19 protein-coding genes are annotated in these 18307 nt (G+C 28.4%); all 19 read right to left on the bottom strand.

The genetic code is table 11. The features are described from left to right. Window positions 1-86: 86 nt before the first annotated feature. Complete coding sequence (locus tag KGF46_RS00700; protein ID WP_227827110.1) at window positions 87-776, bottom strand: SpoIIIAH-like family protein; 690 nt, start codon at window positions 774-776, stop codon at window positions 87-89. A gap of 26 nt (window positions 777-802) precedes the next feature. Next, a complete protein-coding gene (locus KGF46_RS00695) occupies window positions 803-1357 on the bottom strand; it encodes a stage III sporulation protein AG (protein ID WP_227827109.1) in 555 nt (184 codons plus the stop codon). An 11-nt stretch (window positions 1358-1368) separates the two neighbouring features. Next, the gene (locus KGF46_RS00690; protein WP_227827108.1) at window positions 1369-1980 is read right to left on the bottom strand and encodes a stage III sporulation protein AF; all 612 of its coding nucleotides are present in this window, start codon (window positions 1978-1980) and stop codon (window positions 1369-1371) included. Between the two features lie 59 nt (window positions 1981-2039). Further along, a complete protein-coding gene (gene spoIIIAE, locus KGF46_RS00685; RefSeq protein WP_227434117.1) occupies window positions 2040-3245 on the bottom strand; it encodes a stage III sporulation protein AE in 1206 nt (401 codons plus the stop codon). Window positions 3246-3345: 100 nt separating this feature from the next. Beyond that, window positions 3346-3723, bottom strand: a complete 378-nt coding sequence (gene spoIIIAD, locus KGF46_RS00680; protein ID WP_227434329.1) for a stage III sporulation protein AD — start codon at window positions 3721-3723, stop codon at window positions 3346-3348. A gap of 24 nt (window positions 3724-3747) precedes the next feature. Then, a complete protein-coding gene (spoIIIAC, locus tag KGF46_RS00675) occupies window positions 3748-3945 on the bottom strand; it encodes a stage III sporulation protein AC (protein ID WP_009888937.1) in 198 nt (65 codons plus the stop codon). A gap of 16 nt (window positions 3946-3961) precedes the next feature. After that, the gene (locus tag KGF46_RS00670) at window positions 3962-4483 is read right to left on the bottom strand and encodes a stage III sporulation protein AB (RefSeq protein ID WP_227827106.1); all 522 of its coding nucleotides are present in this window, start codon (window positions 4481-4483) and stop codon (window positions 3962-3964) included. Continuing rightward, the gene (spoIIIAA, locus tag KGF46_RS00665; RefSeq protein ID WP_227827105.1) at window positions 4473-5441 is read right to left on the bottom strand and encodes a stage III sporulation protein AA; all 969 of its coding nucleotides are present in this window, start codon (window positions 5439-5441) and stop codon (window positions 4473-4475) included. The genes KGF46_RS00670 and spoIIIAA overlap by 11 nt, the downstream gene beginning before the upstream one ends. A gap of 199 nt (window positions 5442-5640) precedes the next feature. Beyond that, window positions 5641-7626: a fructose-1,6-bisphosphatase gene (locus KGF46_RS00660; protein WP_227827104.1), complete on the bottom strand. Its 1986-nt coding sequence runs from the start codon at window positions 7624-7626 to the stop codon at window positions 5641-5643. Between the two features lie 89 nt (window positions 7627-7715). Further along, on the bottom strand, window positions 7716-8255 hold the full coding sequence (locus tag KGF46_RS00655; RefSeq protein ID WP_227827103.1) for a GNAT family N-acetyltransferase: 540 nt from the start codon (window positions 8253-8255) through the stop codon (window positions 7716-7718). A 207-nt stretch (window positions 8256-8462) separates the two neighbouring features. Then, a complete protein-coding gene (locus KGF46_RS00650) occupies window positions 8463-9776 on the bottom strand; it encodes an APC family permease (protein WP_227827102.1) in 1314 nt (437 codons plus the stop codon). 21 nt (window positions 9777-9797) lie between these two features. Further along, window positions 9798-10523, bottom strand: a complete 726-nt coding sequence (locus KGF46_RS00645; protein ID WP_227827101.1) for a gamma-glutamyl-gamma-aminobutyrate hydrolase family protein — start codon at window positions 10521-10523, stop codon at window positions 9798-9800. 35 nt (window positions 10524-10558) lie between these two features. Then, on the bottom strand, window positions 10559-10804 hold the full coding sequence (locus KGF46_RS00640; protein ID WP_227827100.1) for a TIGR03905 family TSCPD domain-containing protein: 246 nt from the start codon (window positions 10802-10804) through the stop codon (window positions 10559-10561). Between the two features lie 230 nt (window positions 10805-11034). Beyond that, window positions 11035-13035: a sigma 54-interacting transcriptional regulator gene (locus KGF46_RS00635; protein WP_227841983.1), complete on the bottom strand. Its 2001-nt coding sequence runs from the start codon at window positions 13033-13035 to the stop codon at window positions 11035-11037. Window positions 13036-13065: 30 nt separating this feature from the next. Further along, window positions 13066-14784 carry a diguanylate cyclase gene (locus KGF46_RS00630; protein WP_227827098.1) on the bottom strand — a complete coding sequence of 573 codons (1719 nt, stop codon included), beginning with the start codon at window positions 14782-14784 and terminating at the stop codon, window positions 13066-13068. A 243-nt stretch (window positions 14785-15027) separates the two neighbouring features. Continuing rightward, entirely contained in the window at window positions 15028-16266 is a 1239-nt protein-coding gene (gene fabF / locus KGF46_RS00625) for a beta-ketoacyl-ACP synthase II (RefSeq protein WP_227827097.1), read from the bottom strand. Between the two features lie 28 nt (window positions 16267-16294). After that, a complete protein-coding gene (acpP, locus tag KGF46_RS00620) occupies window positions 16295-16519 on the bottom strand; it encodes an acyl carrier protein (protein ID WP_227827096.1) in 225 nt (74 codons plus the stop codon). 76 nt (window positions 16520-16595) lie between these two features. After that, complete coding sequence (gene fabG, locus KGF46_RS00615; protein ID WP_227827095.1) at window positions 16596-17345, bottom strand: 3-oxoacyl-[acyl-carrier-protein] reductase; 750 nt, start codon at window positions 17343-17345, stop codon at window positions 16596-16598. Further along, window positions 17345-18295 (bottom strand): ACP S-malonyltransferase, encoded by a 951-nt coding sequence (gene fabD, locus KGF46_RS00610; protein WP_227827094.1) that lies wholly within the window; start codon window positions 18293-18295, stop codon window positions 17345-17347. The genes fabG and fabD overlap by 1 nt, the downstream gene beginning before the upstream one ends. Between the last annotated feature and the right edge of the window lie 12 nt (window positions 18296-18307).

Here is an 18307-nt window from a genome sequence, read left to right as displayed (position 1 = left end):
AAGGAACTATTTTTATAAGTATAATAATACCAAATACAACTCTACTTTGCAAGAAAATAACCTCAGTTAATTCTGAGGTTTATAATTTACTTAGTATTATTATTTGTAAGTTTAATATTTTCATACTTTACATTAGCTTGTTCTGCAACCAAATCAAATATTTTTGCTGCATCTTTCTTATCTAACTTAGCTTCATTTACAACAACATTGACTTTGCTATCACTTATATAAACTAATGCTTCTTCATATCCTTTTGTACTCAAAAGATTTTCTATTTGAAGTTCCTTTTCTTGAGTTTTAACTATATTTAATTTCATATTAGAAGCTTCTTTTCTAGATTCCTCTGTTGTAGATGGATTATTTATCATTTCATTTAAATCCTGAACTAATTCATTTCTTTGTTTTTCTCTATTCATTTTCATATCTAAAATATAAGATGCTTTTTTCATATTCTTTTCAGATGATAATTGAGCTTTTATTTCCTTACTTGTTTCAGTTACTTTTTCCTTCACCTTACTAGCCTTACTATCAACTATATCAATGTCAGCACTCTCTTTGCTATCTTGTTTATTTGTTGCATCTGAATCTTCTTTGTTGCTACTATCACTATCATCAGTAGTATTTTTCTGTAATTGAGCTTCTTCGTATGCTTTAAATTCTTTTGATGTTTCTAGTAAAGATTTCTTGCTAAGTTGATAATTTACTGTTCCTACTATTACTAACATTGCAGTTAAAGTTATTATTACAAATCCTCTTCCCTTATAATTAAACTTCATTCATTTATCCCCCCGGTTATATGTATTTATTTAGAATATATTTCTACTTGATGACCTGCTACTTGTAATGATGTTTGAACTGCACTATAAAGTGTTTCTTTGACATTTGGATTACTAGCTCCACTTGCTACTACTATCACTCCTTTTATCTTTGGCTCTGTAGTTTTTATAACTACAGGGTCACTTGAATTTGAAGTTATCATTGTTTTATTTTCACTTGAAGTTGTAACTGTTCTTTCTCCACCTTGTGCATCTTTCTCTTCTGTTGTTTCTGTTGTTTGATTTGAATTAAAAGCAGGTTGTATTTCTTCACTTGACTCAAATGTAATCATTACATCAACATCTCCTGCTCCATCAATTTTAGATAGTATTGTTGTTAATTTTGATTCTAAATCGTCTTTTTCATGTTCCTTAGCAACTTGTTTTTCAGTCTTTTTGTCAGCATCTGTTTTTCCAACTTTTTTATCAGTTTTGCTACTTGGAAAACAAGATAATAGTACTAATGACACTACACATATTCCAGCTATAGTTATTAGTGAATATACCTTTCTCTTATCTTTGTCGTTTAAGTTTTTAAACATTCTTCCAACTCCTATTTATCAATTTGTATAGTTTCTATAGAAACATCAAGCACTTTTATTAGGTCATTTTTTAGTTTGTCTTCATTTAGATTCAGTCCATACTCTGTACCTTTTTTAAAAACTTGTTTAGAATTTTCTTTGTCATTAGAGTTTATGCTATCTTCATCTCCTTTAGTACTATTATTTTTATTTTCTTCATCACTATTGCTATTTGACATATCATTTTTTTCTTTTATTTTTATATTATTTATATTTGCACCATTAAGCTCTATATCTTCTAAATCATAACCATATTCATCAAGCTTTAGCTTAAGCACTTCTTTTAAACCATCTTCATACCCCTTAGACAAGCCAGTATTCCCAGTCTCTTCTGCTAAAGCATTTGTACTATCTACATATTCCTTATTGTAATTTCCCATAGATTTTAAAACTCTATCTTCTAAGCTCATATCTTTTGAAAAAAATCCTACCACTGGAGTTATTACAATAAATACAAATATAAAATTTAACACCAAGTTCACATATGGCTTTATCTTGGAACTAGGTAAAATCATATCAACTATATTTACTATAAATGCTCCTATTAAAATACTAACTATCCATGCCTTTATGCCCTCTAACATAGCATCCTCCTCTCTAAAACATTTAGATTAAAAGTAATTACTATTTATTAATCTATACATTATCCTTGACTTACTACACTTATCGAGGTCAAAATAGCTACAGTCACAAAGAACATTATTGTTATAGCAATTACTGATGCTAACATTATTATCATTAGATTTGCGACTTCATTTAAAAAATTTGATATTCCATCTTCTCCAACAGGCTCTACAATTATTGCTGCCAATTTATATACCACTATTACGGATAAAATTTTTATCACTGGAAGTAAACAAATCCCAATGAGTAAGATAAGTCCTATTCCACCAAATATATTTTTTATAAGTTGAGATGAAGATAGTAAAATATCCACAGAATCTGATACAAATCCACCCACAACTGGTATAAAGTTACCTATAGCAAACTTCGCAGTTTTTACACTGAATTTATCAAAACTAGTTACATATAACCCTTGTATAGATACAAGTCCTAAATATACGGTAAACATAGCCCCAATAGAAACATAATTTATTTGTTTGACAAAAGAAAAAAATCTTTTCAGCCTTATGTTTTTTGATAAATTATTTATTATTAGAATTCCAAATGCAACAGTTACTGATACAAATAAAAATTTCTTGAAAAACACATTTATAAATGTCACTCCCCCTATAAAAATAGGATTTAAAGTGGTAGATGTTATTGGAAATCCAATTAAAAGTAAAAATGTTATTAGTATTGGCATTATGACTTGCATAAGACCTACAGTATGGTCTATTGCATCATAGCAAATTTGTAGTACATCTTTAAATCCAATTAAAGTGAGCGATACCATTGTGATAAATATTATATACGTTGCTATTTGACTAACTGCACCTGATGAAAAAGAATTCTCTAAACTTTTTAAAATAGAAGACAATAAAGCTAATACTAAAATTACTGCCACTACCTTTAAACTTGCTTTAAACTCATCAAACATCAATATCTTCAGTCCATCTTTATTAAATAAATCTAAAATATTTTTTTCTCCACTAATTAAGTCTTTTACAAACGATTTTAAATTAACATCATTAATAACTATTTCTTTATTTATATAATCTTGAATTTCATTTATATCTAGCTTGTCTAACTGACCATCAATATATTTATCTATGCTACTCTTAGCTTCACCATATTCTTTATCTTCGCTACTTGGAACCTCATTAGCAAATATTATAATGGCAAAGATATTTACAAAAAAGAAAGTCAATACAAATCCCATAATCATTGGTAAAAATCTTTTTTTCATAAGCAACCATGCCTCTCTTCACTCTATAAACCTCAATACAACAAAATATCCTTTAAATAACAACTAATATATCTATAGCTATCTACTTCAACATAAATAACTATGGAATTATATTCACCACCATTTCTACAATGGATAAAAGTATAGGGAAAGACATTGACATAACTATTATTTTTCCTCCAAACTCTAGTTTTGAAGCAATGTTTCCTTCCCCACAATCTTTACAAAGTTGTATTGCAAATTCCATTAAATATGCTATTCCAATTAATTTTATTATTAAAGATATATACATAGTTGGAATATTAGCTTTATTAGCTAAATCTTGTATGCTATCTATTATAAAATTTAGCTTAAACATAACTGATAATAATATTGTTACTCCAGTTATTATTGCTATGAAATTTGCTATCTCTGGTCTATCTTTTTTTATTACTAAACAGAGTGTAGTTGAAATGATTGCAATTCCTATTAATTGCATTATTTCCAAATTACTCCCTCCTCTTTAGTAAAGTTGAAACATTGTTCTTACAGTATTAAATAAATCACTTATTTCTGTTATTACCATTCCCAACACGATTATTACACCCGCCAAAGTAGTAAGTCCTGCCCAATCTTTTCTGTCTGTTTTTTCCAATATCATATTCAATACTGATATTAGAATACCTACACCTGCAACCTTTAATATCAATGATATCTCCATAATAAACCTCCCCATATTAGATCAATATAATACATATACCTATGCCTATAAATGTTACTAATTTTTTATATAGTAACCCTTTTTTACTTATGTCTTCTTTTGTTTCATAGGTTTGTTTTTTCAGATTTTCTATAGATAAATCTATCATTCTTTGTTGGGACTCTATATCACTTTTTCCCAAGGTAAGAATTAGATTTTTTAATTCCTCAATTTCTTTACTTCCAAGATAAGTTTCTTTAACTAAAATTTCAGTATTCTCTGATATTATCTCTTCTAAAGTTTTGCTTTGTTCATTGTGAAGTTCTTCTGAGATTTGATAGAAAAAACCCCAAAAACAAAAGTCTTTATTGCATCCTATCCTTCTAAAAATTTCTTCTAATGTATAAAGCCCAAAAGATAAATCCATCCTTAATATTTCTAAAACTCTTATTAAATCATTTAGCTGTTTGTGTCTTCGTGTATAGGTTTTGTATATATGCTCACCTATCAAATAACTACTTCCTATTAAGAGTGCTATAATAATTATCTTAATTTGCAAAGTACCATCTCTTTTCTTCTAAATCATAAATTTTTTCAATTGTTCCTGCACCTTTCTTAGCAGAAAGAATTATAACTTTTTTAAACAATTCTTTGTCTAAGAGTCTGTTTAGCTCTTTTCTATTTTGTATATCGTCCATTGAATCTCCATGTACAGTAGTTATTAATCCAATACCTCCATTTAATGCTGTATATAATGCCTTTATTTCTTTCTCACTTCCAATTTCATCTGTCACGATAACATTTGGCGACATGGACCTTAAAAGCATTGTAATACCCAAATCTTTTGGGCAAGTCTCTATTATGTCAGTCCTTATTCCAACATCCATCTGTGGAATCCCTAAGTAAGCCCCTGCTATCTCGTTACGTTCATCTACTAGTGCTACCTTCAATCCTTTAAATCCATATTCCTCATTACCATTACTTAAATTTCTTACTATATCTCTAATTAAAGTTGTCTTTCCACATTGAGGTGGTGATATTATCAAAGTATTATTAATTTGATTTTTACCTTTTATGATATGACTTAAAATCTTATTTGAGCATCCTATGACTTCTCTTGATACTCTTATATTTAAAGATGATATGTGTTTTATATTTTTGACTTGTCCATCTTCTACTATTACTTTTCCAACTAACCCTACTCTATGGCCTCCTCTCAAAGTTATAAATCCTTTTTTTATATCATCCATAAATGAATGTATTGAGTATTTACATATTATTTGAAAAGTTTGCTCTATATCTTCCCTTGTCACTATATATGAATCGTGCTGATTTAAATCAAGTACCATAGTTTTTTGATTATAAAAATAATCTTTAGAGTTTGCATTTAGTATCAATGGTTTTTGTGAACGTAATCTAATTTCTTCTATGTTTAGATTATTGTTTGAGATTTTTTCTACCTTCTCTCTTATGTTTGTAGAAAGAGAGTTTATTATTTCATCTGAAAGTTTATTCATTTCTTGTCCTCCTCCTTTGTTTATATAATTCTATTTATAAAGGACAAGGAATATTACCAAAACATATATAATTTTTTTAATAATATTTATCTATAAAAAAATGAACCCTATTGTTTAGGATTCACTTAATAAGTAAATTATTATAAAAATAAAAACTAAGACCACTCTCAAGTATAGAGTCATCTTAGTTTTTTATTGTTTACATTTCTTTTATTAGCCCTTTTTTATAGGCCATTAAAAGTAATTTTAAGTCTTCTATTTCTTCTTGTATTTTTAGACCCTCATCAGTATCTCTCACCATTTTTCTCTTTGCCTTATGCTCTACTACAACAGTTGTCGATAAGATATCGCTTTCATTTGCAATAGCCTCCTCAGCAGAATTAAATGGTTCATGTGATACTAGTTGTAAAGTTCTAGAATTATATATCAAAGTGTATCCAGCTATACCAGTAGTTTTTTGATATGCTCTAGAAAAACCACCATCTATAACAAGAATTTTTCCATTAGCTTTTATTGGGCTCTCTCCATTTTTACTTTCTACAGGAACATGCCCATTTATTATATGTGATTCATCAAGTTCTAAATCAAATTCTTCAAATATTCTTTCACAAGCAACATCACTTTCTCTAAGCTTAAAATATGGATTCTTATTTTCTTTATGAGTTTCTTTTTCTGCTATAAAATATCTCTCAAATGTAGTCATATCGTCTTTTCCAAATAATGATGAACATTTTCCAGTCCACAAATACCACATAATATCCATACCATATAATTTTTCTTCTGCTTTATCCTTAAAGAAAAAACCTTCTCTTGCTAGAGATTCCATCTTATCCATAAGGATTTTACCTTTATACTCTTTTCCCATTATATTCATAGACATAAAACTTCCATCTTCATTCAATGGGACACATCCATGAATTAATAAATTTGAGTTTGCCTTTAAATATATGCTTCCTTTAGAAAATAAAAATGAAACATGCTTTTGTAATTTTTCGCTACCTCTAAATGAAGACACTAATTTTTCAATAACATTTTTTTCTTCAATACTCAATTTATATGGGTCTTTTTTATCTATTGTAGGCAAATAAGTATCTTTTAGTTTATATGTCTTTCCTTTTAAGGTAATTGTTCCCTCTTCATAATTTATCATGTTAAGCAAAAGCCTATGCTCCATTTCAAACTCAGGTCTTCTTTTTATCACTTCACCTTCAAGTTTAAATTGAATTATACTTATTGCCTTGTGCATTTTTGCCATTAAAGACTTTTCTGTTGTTGTAACACTTTGGTCATTAATCTTAGGAATAAATTCTTTACATGGGTCATCTTTATACATTTCTATTGCAAAAGTAGCTAAAGGTAATAAATTTATCCCATATATATCTTCTACAATATCTAGGTTTGCATATCTAGCTGAAATTCTAAGTGCATTTGCTATACAAGTTTTTTCACCTGATGCTGCGCCCATCCATAGTATGTCATGATTTCCCCACTGAATATCTACACAATGATGTTCAATAAGCTTATCTACAATTATATCTGGTCTTGGACCTCTATCATAAATATCACCTATAACATGTAGTCTGTCAACAACTAACTTTTGTATAACTGTGGAAATTGCAATTATAAACTCTTTAGCTATCCCTATATCAACTATTGTCTCAACTATACTTTTATAGTATTCTTCTTTATGTTCACTTTTAATGTGTTCATGTAAAAGTTCTTCTATTATGTATTTAAAATTTTCTGGTAAAAGTTTTCTAACTTTTGACCTAGTGTATTTGCTAGAAGCGTACTTACAAAGCTCTATAAGTCTATAGATATTTATCCTATAAAAATCATCTATATTTTCCTCTTGTTTAATTATTAAGTCTAGTTTTTGCTCAGGATAGTATACAAGCGTTGCTAGCATCTTTTTTTCACTATCTCTTATTGTATTTGAAAATAATTCTTCTATTTTTCTCTTTATTACACCAGAACCATTTTTTAAAACATGTACAAATGGCTCATATTCACCATGTACATCTGTTATAAAATGTTCTGTTCCCTTTGGAAGATTTAATATAGCCTCTAAATTTATTATTTCAGTACTTGCTTTCGATATGCTCGGATATTGTTTTGATAATAACTTTAAATATTTAAGTTTACTATTTAAATATTCATCTGATATTTTACACAGATTTTTCATAATTCGTCCTCCAAAATTATATTAAGTTATATTCTTTCTTTAATTATACCATACTTAATATGATTTTTTCGAGATAAAATGTACACTAATTATATTCCTAATAAAAGTGACATACCTATTAAATCAGTATAAACACCATTATAATAACACTCTTTCTTTAATATACTTTCTACTTCAAATCCAACTCTTTTGTATAATTCTATAGCATTATGATTTTCTTCATTAGTAACAAGAGTTATTTTCTTAGTTATTCCATTTGATTTACACCATTCTATAAGGTCTAACATAAGTCTTTTACCTAATCCAGCTCCCCAGTATTTTTCTTTAACAACAATTCCTAAAACTCCAACATGCTTTCCTTTTGCTTTTTGGTTGGAATCAATTGTAGCAATACCAGCTATCTCTCCATCTATAAATGCGATTAATTTTATTGAGTTATCAGACGCTTTTGCTGATTCTATAGAATTTTCTTGGTCTTCTAAAGATATTTTATATTCATCTTTCCCAAATGAAAGAAAATGAGTTTCCCCGCCTACTTCATTATAAAAATCTATAATAGCTTGGGCATCTTCTTTTACACCTTCTCTAATAGATACTTCTATACCATTCTTTAAAGTTATTGCTGACATAAATTTACCTCCTAACAAGTTTTTTATCTAATAAACATAATACTATTATTTTACCTCTATTACAATATTTTTCATGTATTAATAACAATATAAGGTTATACTAAAATAAAAATTTAATAATATTTTAATATAACCTTATATATATTTGTTTATATTTAATTTTTTGATAATATTACTCTGTTAGTCAAATAATATTTACAATATAATTTAAATAACTTTCTTTAAATCTTCTCCATAAACCTTTCTATTATAAGACTTCATTATAAAGTATAGTGGTACTCCAACTGCTAATGCTCCTAATCCCATAACTAATTGGTGCATAGACGCTTGGAATAGTAACCATGTACCAACACACACTGCAATTAAAGGAATTACTGCTCCAAATGGAGTTTTAAAAGTTCCTACTAATTCTGGTCTTTTCTTTCTAAATACTAATACTGATAAAGAAGTAGGTATATATTGTATAAATCTGGCAACTGCGCTTATTGCTGCTAATTCAGCAAAACTTCCAGACAAAGCTATTGGTATAGTAATTATCATAGTTGCTATTATCGCTACATATGGTGTACCATTTTTATCTTTTCTTGCAAACATTCTTGGTAACATCTTGTCATCAGCTAAGGCTACACAGCTTCTTGGATTTACAAAAGCACCACACATACAAATTCCACCAACAGAAACTAATGTACCAAAAGTAACTAATCCTGCTCCCATATTTCCAAAACATATTCTCGCCGCATCTGCAACAGGGGTAGCTGTACTAGATAATTTATCTCCTAATATACCAACACACACAACTTGATTTAATATATATATTATTGATGCAATTACTATTACACTTATAATTGCTATAGGTATATTTTTTTGAGGATTCTCCATATCTTCTGCTGCCACTGCTATAGATTCAAACCCTGTAAATGAATAAAACATTAAAAGTGCTGCTGCTCCAAATTCTGTAACTCCTGCTCCTGGTGGTACCATTGTTGAATTAGTAAAATTAGCTCCTTTTATAAAAAATACACCTATCACTATAAATAATACCAATGGAATTAGTTTACCTACTGTTATAACATTTTGTACAATTTTTGATAAAGATACACCTAATAAATTTATAATTGTAAGCCCAACTATCATAGCTACTATTATAATTTTTTGTATATGTGGGTCACCTGCAGGAGCCCATACTGCTGATAAAGATGTAGGAAAACCTACTATTAATGCTCCCCAAGAAATACATCCTATTACCCATTTCATAAGACCTACTTCAAATCCAAAAAAATCTCCAAACGCTTCTTTGGTATACACATATGCAGCACCATTTTTATTAAATTTACCTGCCACTTCAGCAAAACAAAACGCCATAGATAAAACCAATAACATATCAAACATATATACAAATATACTTGCAACACCAAATGCTTTCATTGCGTTTCCTGGTAATAGGAAAACTCCCGCTCCTACAACTGCATTAATACCTAAAAGTATAATACTTATTAATCCCATTTTATTTTTTTCGTTCATGTTTAATCCCTCCAAGGTATATTATAAAGTTGAACAAATATTTACAAAATATTTAAACAAATTTTCCATTTTATTACAATAATCTACCATCATTTCTGGATGCCACTGTATTCCTACTACAAAATTTTCATCCTCTTTTTCAATAGCTTCTATTATACCATCTTTTGAGTATGCTATGGCTTTTAATCCTTTACCAAGTTGTTTAATACTTTGATGATGATAACTATTAGTAAGTAATTGTTTTCCTAAAATACCTTCTAAAATACTTCCTTCTTGAACATCTACCTTATGAGTAGCTACATGTCTTTTAGAAGATTGTGTATGTTTTATGTAACTTCCTTCAACAAGATTATTATCTTGATATAAAGTTCCACCTAGACTTACATTTAATATTTGTAGCCCTCTACATATACCTAGTATTGGCTTTTTAAGTTCTAAAGCTATACTTATAGCAATTAAATCAAATTCATCTACTTCAGGATATATAAATGTTGTTTCTTCTCTTGTTTCTTCACCATATAATTGAGGATTAACATCCCATCCTCCAGATATTAAAACTCCATCAACCATCTCAATCTGTCTCTTTATAACTTTTCTATCTGTATTTACTGGAATAATAACTGGGCTACCTCCTCCCTTTAATACTGCATTTATATAATCATTATTTACATAGGATCTTTCAAGCCCAGGAAACATTCCATTTTCCATTATTATCAGATTTCCTAAAATACCTATTATTGGTTTCATAATTAAACTCCTAACTAGTTGATTGTTTTATGTACTTATTTTTTATTTATATAACTCTCTAGTGCTAGAGAAAGTTGGTCTGGACAAGATGTTGGTTTTGTTTTGCACTCTATTCCTTTTAGTTTTTGAATTACATTTTCTATATTCATACCTTCAACTAATACTTTTAATCCTTTTAAATTTCCATCACATCCACCAACAAAATTTACATTTGTAACTTTGTCATCTTTTACCTCAAATTCAATTTCTGTAGCACAAGTCCCTGTTGTTTTGTATTTCATAATTAAACCTCCCAATTATTTTGTTGTCTTATCTCTATAATTAGCAATATATATGCCAAAATTTATACTTTACGTTTATTTATTATTTATCAAGTATTCACAATGGTTCCATCAAATATTTTTTTATTTCTAGCTATAAATACAAATTTTTTTGCAAATAAAAATAGGTAATGGGTTATTTACTTATAACCTATTACCTATCTAAACCTATTGTCTAAACCTATTTATATTTAATTTATATTGTTGTAAAACTTTATACCTTCTTGTGTTATTTGACTTCCACATCTTCCAGATTTAGATGATATGTATCCACACTCACTCAAATAAGACAATACTTTTCTTACTTTACTTTCAGATATTTCAATACCTTCCTCTGTAAGTTTTTCTATTATAAAACCTCTTCCAACTCCAGAAGTTAAATCTTTTCTTTCATATAGTATTCTAAGTATATATTCAAATTCTTTTTTTGTATAACTAACCCCGTCATCAAAACTACTAATATATTCGGTCTTTATATAGGGTGGAAGGTCATCTTTAAAAACCATACTCTCACACATTAAACTTACATAAGAAGCAACATTTTGTAACTCTCTTATATTTCCTGGCCAATTGTATTTTTCTAGAATAACCTCAACTTCAGGAGAAATTTTTATGTTCTTTTCCAAAAAGAAGTTCATAAGAGTTATTATATCTTCTTTTCTATACCTTAATGATGGTATATCTATTGGTAGTACATTCAGCCTATAATACAAATCTTCTCTAAATTTACCTTCTCTAATCATTTTAGGTAAATTTTTATTTGTTGCAGCTATAATTCTAACATCTATATTTATAACATTATGAGAACCTATAGGCATAACTTGTTTTTCTTGAAGTACTCTAAGTAACTTTGTCTGCAATAATGGAGGCATATCTCCAATCTCATCTAAAAATATAGTTCCATTATTTGCAAGTTCAAATAAACCCTTTTTCCCTTCTCTTAATGCTCCTGTAAAAGAACCTTTTTCATAGCCGAATAACTGGCTTTCTAATAAGCTATCTGGAACTGCAGCACAATTAACTGCTATAAAGGGCTGATTACTTCTATTAGAATTATTATGAATTGATTGGGATAATAATTCTTTACCAGTTCCACTTTCTCCTATTATTAAAACAGAGAGATCTGATTTAGATATTTTTTTAGCTAACTCTATACACTTTGTCATCTTTTTATTCTTAGTTTTTATATCTTTAAATGTGTACTTTGCTATTTGCCCTTGCTCTCTTAATTTATTAGTAAGATTTTGTTCTAATTTTTTTATATATGTTATCTCTTGTAAATTGTAGTATATACCAGCTTTATTACCCATAGAAAATATATTTTTTTTATTTACATTTATATATTTCTTATTTGTAAATACAACTTCATCGATAATCTCTTTATCTTCAAGTAGAATCTGCAAATCTTTAGAGATAATATCTCTTATGTTTTTTCCTCGTATATTTCTGTCTATACCTAAAATTTTTAACACTTCTTTATTAAATGTATTTACAACACCATCTATTGAAGTAAATATTATTCCATCCTTTGACAAATTCAATATAACATCTTGTTCTTCTATTTTTAGAAATAATTGTCTATAATTGTCTTTGACACCATTATCTAAACTTATTAGACGTTCAGAATATGCCATCAGATTTTTCCTTATTTCCTTGACATCAATTTTAAGACCATTTATTATTTCTATAAAAGTAGATATATCAATGCACCTATTTCCTAAATCAATTACCTTATTTATATAATTTGGTACTTTTTGGGTTACTCCAGGCGTTATGGCTATATCTATATTTTCATAAGTTTGGCCTTCAATATATGGAGTAAGCTTTAAATTTTTTACTCCTATCTTATAAAATAGACTTATTGTCTCTAGTGTAGTTTCTTTTGTATCATTTACAACTAACACTTCTGTTCCATATGGTATTGAAAACAATCCATATATTTCTTTTTCTTTAAAGGTTCTTCTCACAACTATAATTTTACTATCTTGTACTAAATGCTTTCTCATGCTATTTAATCTATCATCATTCATTACTAAAACAAAATCGCCTTGTATTTTATCATCATCTTTCAAATTTTCTAAATAATAGTGATTTATATCAAGATAGTTTCCTAAAACCAATCGTATATTTTCTTCCAAGAAAGATGATAATTTAGTTATCTTATCAGTTACTATAGCTATTGATTGTTTCATATTTATACCTCATATCTATATAATATACAATTATTTGTACACTACTTTATTTCTTCCAAGCTGTTTTGCTTTATATAGATTTTTATCTGCTTCTTCTAATATATTTTTGCTGTCAGAGATATGGGATATACCTGCACTTATAGTTACAGTTACCTCTTCACTCCATTTTTTATTTGCAATTGCATTTCTTATATTGTCAATTATATCAAACACTTCTTCTCCAGACTTATCTCTTATTAATACAGAAAACTCTTCTCCACCATATCTAAATACTTTATCTTCTTGCTCGAGCATAACACAAATAGTATTTACTATACCCTTTATGACAACATCTCCAAATTTATGTCCATAATTATCATTTATAAGTTTAAAATTATCTATATCTATCATTACAAGTGCAAAGTTATCATCTTTTTCTTTGTATTTATTATACATAATATCAAAACTTTTCCTATTATAAACATTTGTAAGTCCATCATGTAAATTTTGTGCTTTAAAGTATTTCAGTCTAGTATATAAAAAAGTAGAACCCAATGTAATAATTAAAATTACACTAAATAATATTTTATAAGATTTAATTTCTTTTTTATTTTTTTCAAAAAACTCACTTTCACGTGATACCTTGTCAATTATATAAAAGCTAATTTCTGAATCTCTTATACTTTTGTTCTCCTTATACTCATTTATTAATATCTTCTGATACTTATTTACAGAGTTTACATTCCCTTGTTTCTCATATATATTTAATATTTCATTTAAAGTTTTTATTTTCTCTTGAGTTAACTTTCTTTTAGTAGATATCTCTAGACTTTTTTTATAATTATCTATTGCAGAATCATAATTTTTACTTTTATATTCCAAATTTCCCATTGCCATATAATAATACATATCTTTATCTAATATGTGAACTGATTTATCATATTTTATAAGATAATTAGCTCTTTCTAAAAGAGTCTTTGCCTTTGATATATCATTTTTTCCTACATATGCATTTGCCTGCATTATAGAAGCCATTATTTCAAAATCATTGTAATCATCTATGTTTACAAACTTCTTATAGTCTTTTACATTGCTACATGTCTCAATAGCTTTATCATATTCTCCCAACTCTACATATATTTCTGCTAAATTTATAAGAGCATATAATCTAACCATTCCATTTTTTTCATCTTCATCAACATCTATCTTAAAAGAATCCTTTATTAATTTTTCTGCTGTTTCATATCCACCTACCTTTAAAAGTATGCTCGCCAAATCAACATCTAGTCTTGCTTTTTCATAATTATCCCCTAATTTCTCAGCCAATTTTATAGACTTTACAGTTAAGTCTACTGCTCTAGAATAATTATTATCCATTATGTACACTGATGCTAGTCTTTTTTCTATACTAAATCTACATTCATCGGATAACTTTACATCTGATGTTCTCATCTTTTCTAACGAATCAATAACTATCTTCGTTCCATCTGGCACATATGAAATAGTCTTTAACATATCCCACACTTCATTATATACTTTATTGTATTTTTTTTCTGGGATAGATTCAAAAGAAGTTTTGACCACTTTCTTTGCTTCATCATACTTCTTATCCGACACAAGACTTTCAGACATATATTTTCCCTTATTTATAATTTCTCTTTCTTTAAGTCCATTTTGGTCATATCCTATAAACAAAATAATACTAATAAGTATTATAGCTATAAAAATTATCTTTTTGGGTAACCTTTTTTTTGGTAGTCTAAAATTCAAAATTTTAGCCCTCCTTCTGTGTATTGTAGAATAAAAACTTGCATGTATATAACCTCTCAATAATTTATGATACAATATATCAAAATGATTTACAACATGTGCTAGAATTAAATTTTAATAAAAAAGTTCCCTAAATTAGAATAAATGTCTAATTTAGGGAACTTTTAATTTAGTTAATATAAACTTATAAAGTTAAAAACAAGTGCTTGTTTTTTAATTCTATTTTCAATATTTGTGATTTATTTATACATATTTTTTTAGTACAATTGTAGCATTATGTCCACCAAAACCTAAAGAATTTGATAGTGCATATCTAATATCTTTTTCTTTACCTTTATTTGGAACATAATCTAAATCTAAATCTTCGCCAACTTCTTGTATATTTATAGTTGGAGGTACAAAATTATCTTCTATACTCATTGCACAAACAACTGCTTCTATTGCACCTGATGCTCCTAATAAATGACCAGTCATAGATTTTGTTGATGATACACATAAATTATATGCATTTTCTCCAAATACAGTTTTTATAGCCATAGTTTCATATAGGTCATTATAATAAGTTGAAGTTCCATGAGCATTTATATAATCGACTTCTTCTAGTGGAACATTTCCATCTTTTAAAGCCCTATTCATGGACCTAGCTGCTCCTTCTCCATTTTCAGCTGGAGTTGTCATATGATATGCATCAGCAGTTAAACCATATCCTACTACTTCTGCATATATTTTTGCACCCCTTGCTAAAGCATGTTCTAAGTCCTCTAATATAACAATACCTGCTCCTTCTCCCATTACAAATCCATCTCTGTCCTTATCAAATGGGCGTGATGCAGTTTTAGGGTCATCATTTCTAGTTGACATAGCCTTCATATTACAGAATCCAGCAAATGCAAGCCCTGTTACAGCAGCTTCAGAGCCTCCTGCTACCATAATATCTGCATCTCCTCTTTGTATAACCTTAAAGGCATCACCTATTGAATGAGTTCCTGATGCACAAGCTGTACATACATTAGTATTAGGTCCTTTTGCTCCTAAAAATATTGAAACTTGACCAGCTGCCATGTTTCCTATCATCATAGGTACAAATAGTGAACTTACCCTTTTATTTCCTTTTTCCAAAAGAATTTTATGCTGAGTTTCTATTGCTTCAACTCCACCTATACCAGAACCTATTATAACTCCTACACGTTCTCTATCAACTTTATCTAAATCAAGATTTGCATCTTCAACTGCTAATTTTGCAGAAACTATTGCAAATTGAGCAAATTTATCTAATCTCTTTAATTCTTTTTTGCTTATATATTCCTCTGGATGAAAATTTTTAACTTCTCCTGCTATTTGAGTTTGATATGTGCTAGCATCAAAATTAGTTATTTTATCTATACCAGATACTCCAGATTTTATATTGTTCCAGAACTCTTCTTTTCCTGTTCCCAATGGTGTAACACATCCAAGTCCCGTTATTACTACTCTTTTATTCATCTGATACCTCCACTTTTTTAAAGCTCGACTATTTATTAGCTTCTATATAGTTAACTATGTCCCCTATAGATTTGAAGTTTTCTGCTTCTGTATCTGGTATTTCTATACCAAATTCATCTTCAAGTGCCATTATTATTTCTACTGCATCTAATGAATCTGCTTCTAAATCTTTCATTAATGATGTTTCCATAGTTATTTCTTTATCCTCTACTCCTAATTGTTCTATTATTATTGCTACAACTTTATTAAACATTGTGTTCCTCCTAAGATTTTTTATTTTAATTTTTATTTTAAATAGATTTCTCTACTTTTTAAAGTATTATTTTTTATTATTGCATTACCATTCCGCCATCTACATTTAACACTTGTCCTGTTATATAACTTGACATATCACTAACTAAAAATGCTACAGCATTGGCTACATCTTCTGGTTTACCATAAGATTTTTTTGGTATATTTAATAGTGTTGATTCTTTTACATCATCACTTAGTACTTTAGTCATATCTGTTTCTATGAATCCTGGTGCTACTGCATTTATATTTATATTTCTTGATGCTACTTCTCTTGCAGAAGATTTTGTAAATCCTATAACACCAGCTTTTGATGCACAGTAATTAGTTTGACCTGCATTTCCCATGATTCCAACTACTGAAGTCATATTTATTATTCTACCATATTTCTTTTTCATCATAGGTTTAATAACTGCTTTTGTACAATTAAATACACCTTTTAAATTTATATCTATGACTCTATCAAAATCTTCTTCTTTCATTCTCATAAGTAATGCATCTTTAGTTATACCTGCATTATTAACCAATATATCAATTTTTCCAAACTCTTTTATGACAGAGTCCATCATTTGATTTACTTCATCAGATTTAGATACATCACATTTTATAGAAGTACATTTTACACCCATACCTTCTATTTCACTTTTAGTTTTTAGGGCTTCATCCTCTTTAGAAGTATAATTGATTACTAAATCAGCCCCAAGAGATGCTAGTTTCTTTGCTATCTCTTTCCCTATACCTCTAGAGCCACCAGTAACAATTGCTACTTGTCCTGTAAGATTTATCATTATATCTCTCCATTTCCATAATCTTGTACAAATTCATTTAAAGAATCTATACCATCTATATTGTAAATATTCACACTTGCTTTTTTATTAGATGCTATCTTTTTAATAAATGCTTTTAAAGTTTTTCCTGGTCCCATTTCTATAAAAGTATCATAACCATCATTTAATAATCTTTCTATAGAATCTTCCCAAAGTACAGAAGAGCTTACTTGTTTTATAAGCAAGTCTTTACCTTCATTTTCATAGTAATCTGCATTTACATTTGCTACTACATCAACTTTAGGCTTAGTTATATTAACTTTGTCTAATTCACTAGCTAGTTTTAATCCAGCTTCTCTTAGCATTGATGAGTGGAAAGGTCCACTTACATTTAATTTAACAGCTCTTTTTGCTCCTGCTTCTTTACATTTTACCATTGCTTCTTCTATCTTTTCATTTTCACCAGATATAACTATCTGACCAGGAGAATTGTAATTTGCTACTTCTACAATCCCTCCTTGTATATCTTTTACAACATTGCCTAATATTTCTCTATCTAAACCTAAAATAGCTGCCATAGCTCCAACCCCTGTTGGCACTGTTTCCTGCATAAATTTACCTCTTTTTTTAACTAGGCATACAGCATCTTTAAAATCAATTGCATCTGCTGCAACTAGTGCGCTATATTCTCCTAAAGATAAACCTAAACATGCATCATACTTTAAATCTATTTTTGATTGTATTGCTTTTAGTACAGCTACACTATGTGTAACCATAGCTGGTTGAGTATTTTCAGTTTTAGAAAGTTCTTCTTCACTACCCTCAAACATAAGTTTTTTTAAATCTATATTTAAGGCACTACAAGCCTCATCTATTACATTTTTAGCAACCTCGTTATTTTCATATAAATCCTTAGCCATCCCTACATATTGGGCTCCTTGACCAGGAAATACTAGTGCAACTTTTCCCATCATGCTCCTCCT

It is taken from the genome of Clostridioides sp. ZZV14-6153 (assembly GCF_020657855.1).
Classification (GTDB): Bacteria; Bacillota; Clostridia; order Peptostreptococcales; family Peptostreptococcaceae; genus Clostridioides.
The sequence above is the reverse complement of the archived record's forward strand: the minus strand, read 5'-3'. Positions and strand labels throughout refer to the sequence as shown.

Coding starts and splice junctions, on each gene's coding strand:
- spoIIIAE (WP_227434117.1), bottom strand. CDS start 3,245: ATGAAAAAAAGATTTTTACCAATGATTATGGGATTTGTATTGACTTTC.
- KGF46_RS00645 (WP_227827101.1), bottom strand. CDS start 10,523: ATGAAACCAATAATAGGTATTTTAGGAAATCTGATAATAATGGAAAAT.
- KGF46_RS00700 (WP_227827110.1), bottom strand. CDS start 776: ATGAAGTTTAATTATAAGGGAAGAGGATTTGTAATAATAACTTTAACT.
- KGF46_RS00690 (WP_227827108.1), bottom strand. CDS start 1,980: ATGTTAGAGGGCATAAAGGCATGGATAGTTAGTATTTTAATAGGAGCA.
- KGF46_RS00650 (WP_227827102.1), bottom strand. CDS start 9,776: ATGAACGAAAAAAATAAAATGGGATTAATAAGTATTATACTTTTAGGT.
- acpP (WP_227827096.1), bottom strand. CDS start 16,519: ATGTTTAATAAAGTTGTAGCAATAATAATAGAACAATTAGGAGTAGAG.
- fabD (WP_227827094.1), bottom strand. CDS start 18,295: ATGGGAAAAGTTGCACTAGTATTTCCTGGTCAAGGAGCCCAATATGTA.
- KGF46_RS00655 (WP_227827103.1), bottom strand. CDS start 8,255: ATGTCAGCAATAACTTTAAAGAATGGTATAGAAGTATCTATTAGAGAA.
- KGF46_RS00660 (WP_227827104.1), bottom strand. CDS start 7,626: ATGAAAAATCTGTGTAAAATATCAGATGAATATTTAAATAGTAAACTT.
- KGF46_RS00695 (WP_227827109.1), bottom strand. CDS start 1,357: ATGTTTAAAAACTTAAACGACAAAGATAAGAGAAAGGTATATTCACTA.
- spoIIIAA (WP_227827105.1), bottom strand. CDS start 5,441: ATGAATAAACTTTCAGATGAAATAATAAACTCTCTTTCTACAAACATA.
- spoIIIAD (WP_227434329.1), bottom strand. CDS start 3,723: ATGCAATTAATAGGAATTGCAATCATTTCAACTACACTCTGTTTAGTA.
- fabG (WP_227827095.1), bottom strand. CDS start 17,345: ATGATAAATCTTACAGGACAAGTAGCAATTGTTACTGGTGGCTCTAGA.
- fabF (WP_227827097.1), bottom strand. CDS start 16,266: ATGAATAAAAGAGTAGTAATAACGGGACTTGGATGTGTTACACCATTG.
- spoIIIAC (WP_009888937.1), bottom strand. CDS start 3,945: ATGGAGATATCATTGATATTAAAGGTTGCAGGTGTAGGTATTCTAATA.
- KGF46_RS00640 (WP_227827100.1), bottom strand. CDS start 10,804: ATGAAATACAAAACAACAGGGACTTGTGCTACAGAAATTGAATTTGAG.
- KGF46_RS00635 (WP_227841983.1), bottom strand. CDS start 13,035: ATGAAACAATCAATAGCTATAGTAACTGATAAGATAACTAAATTATCA.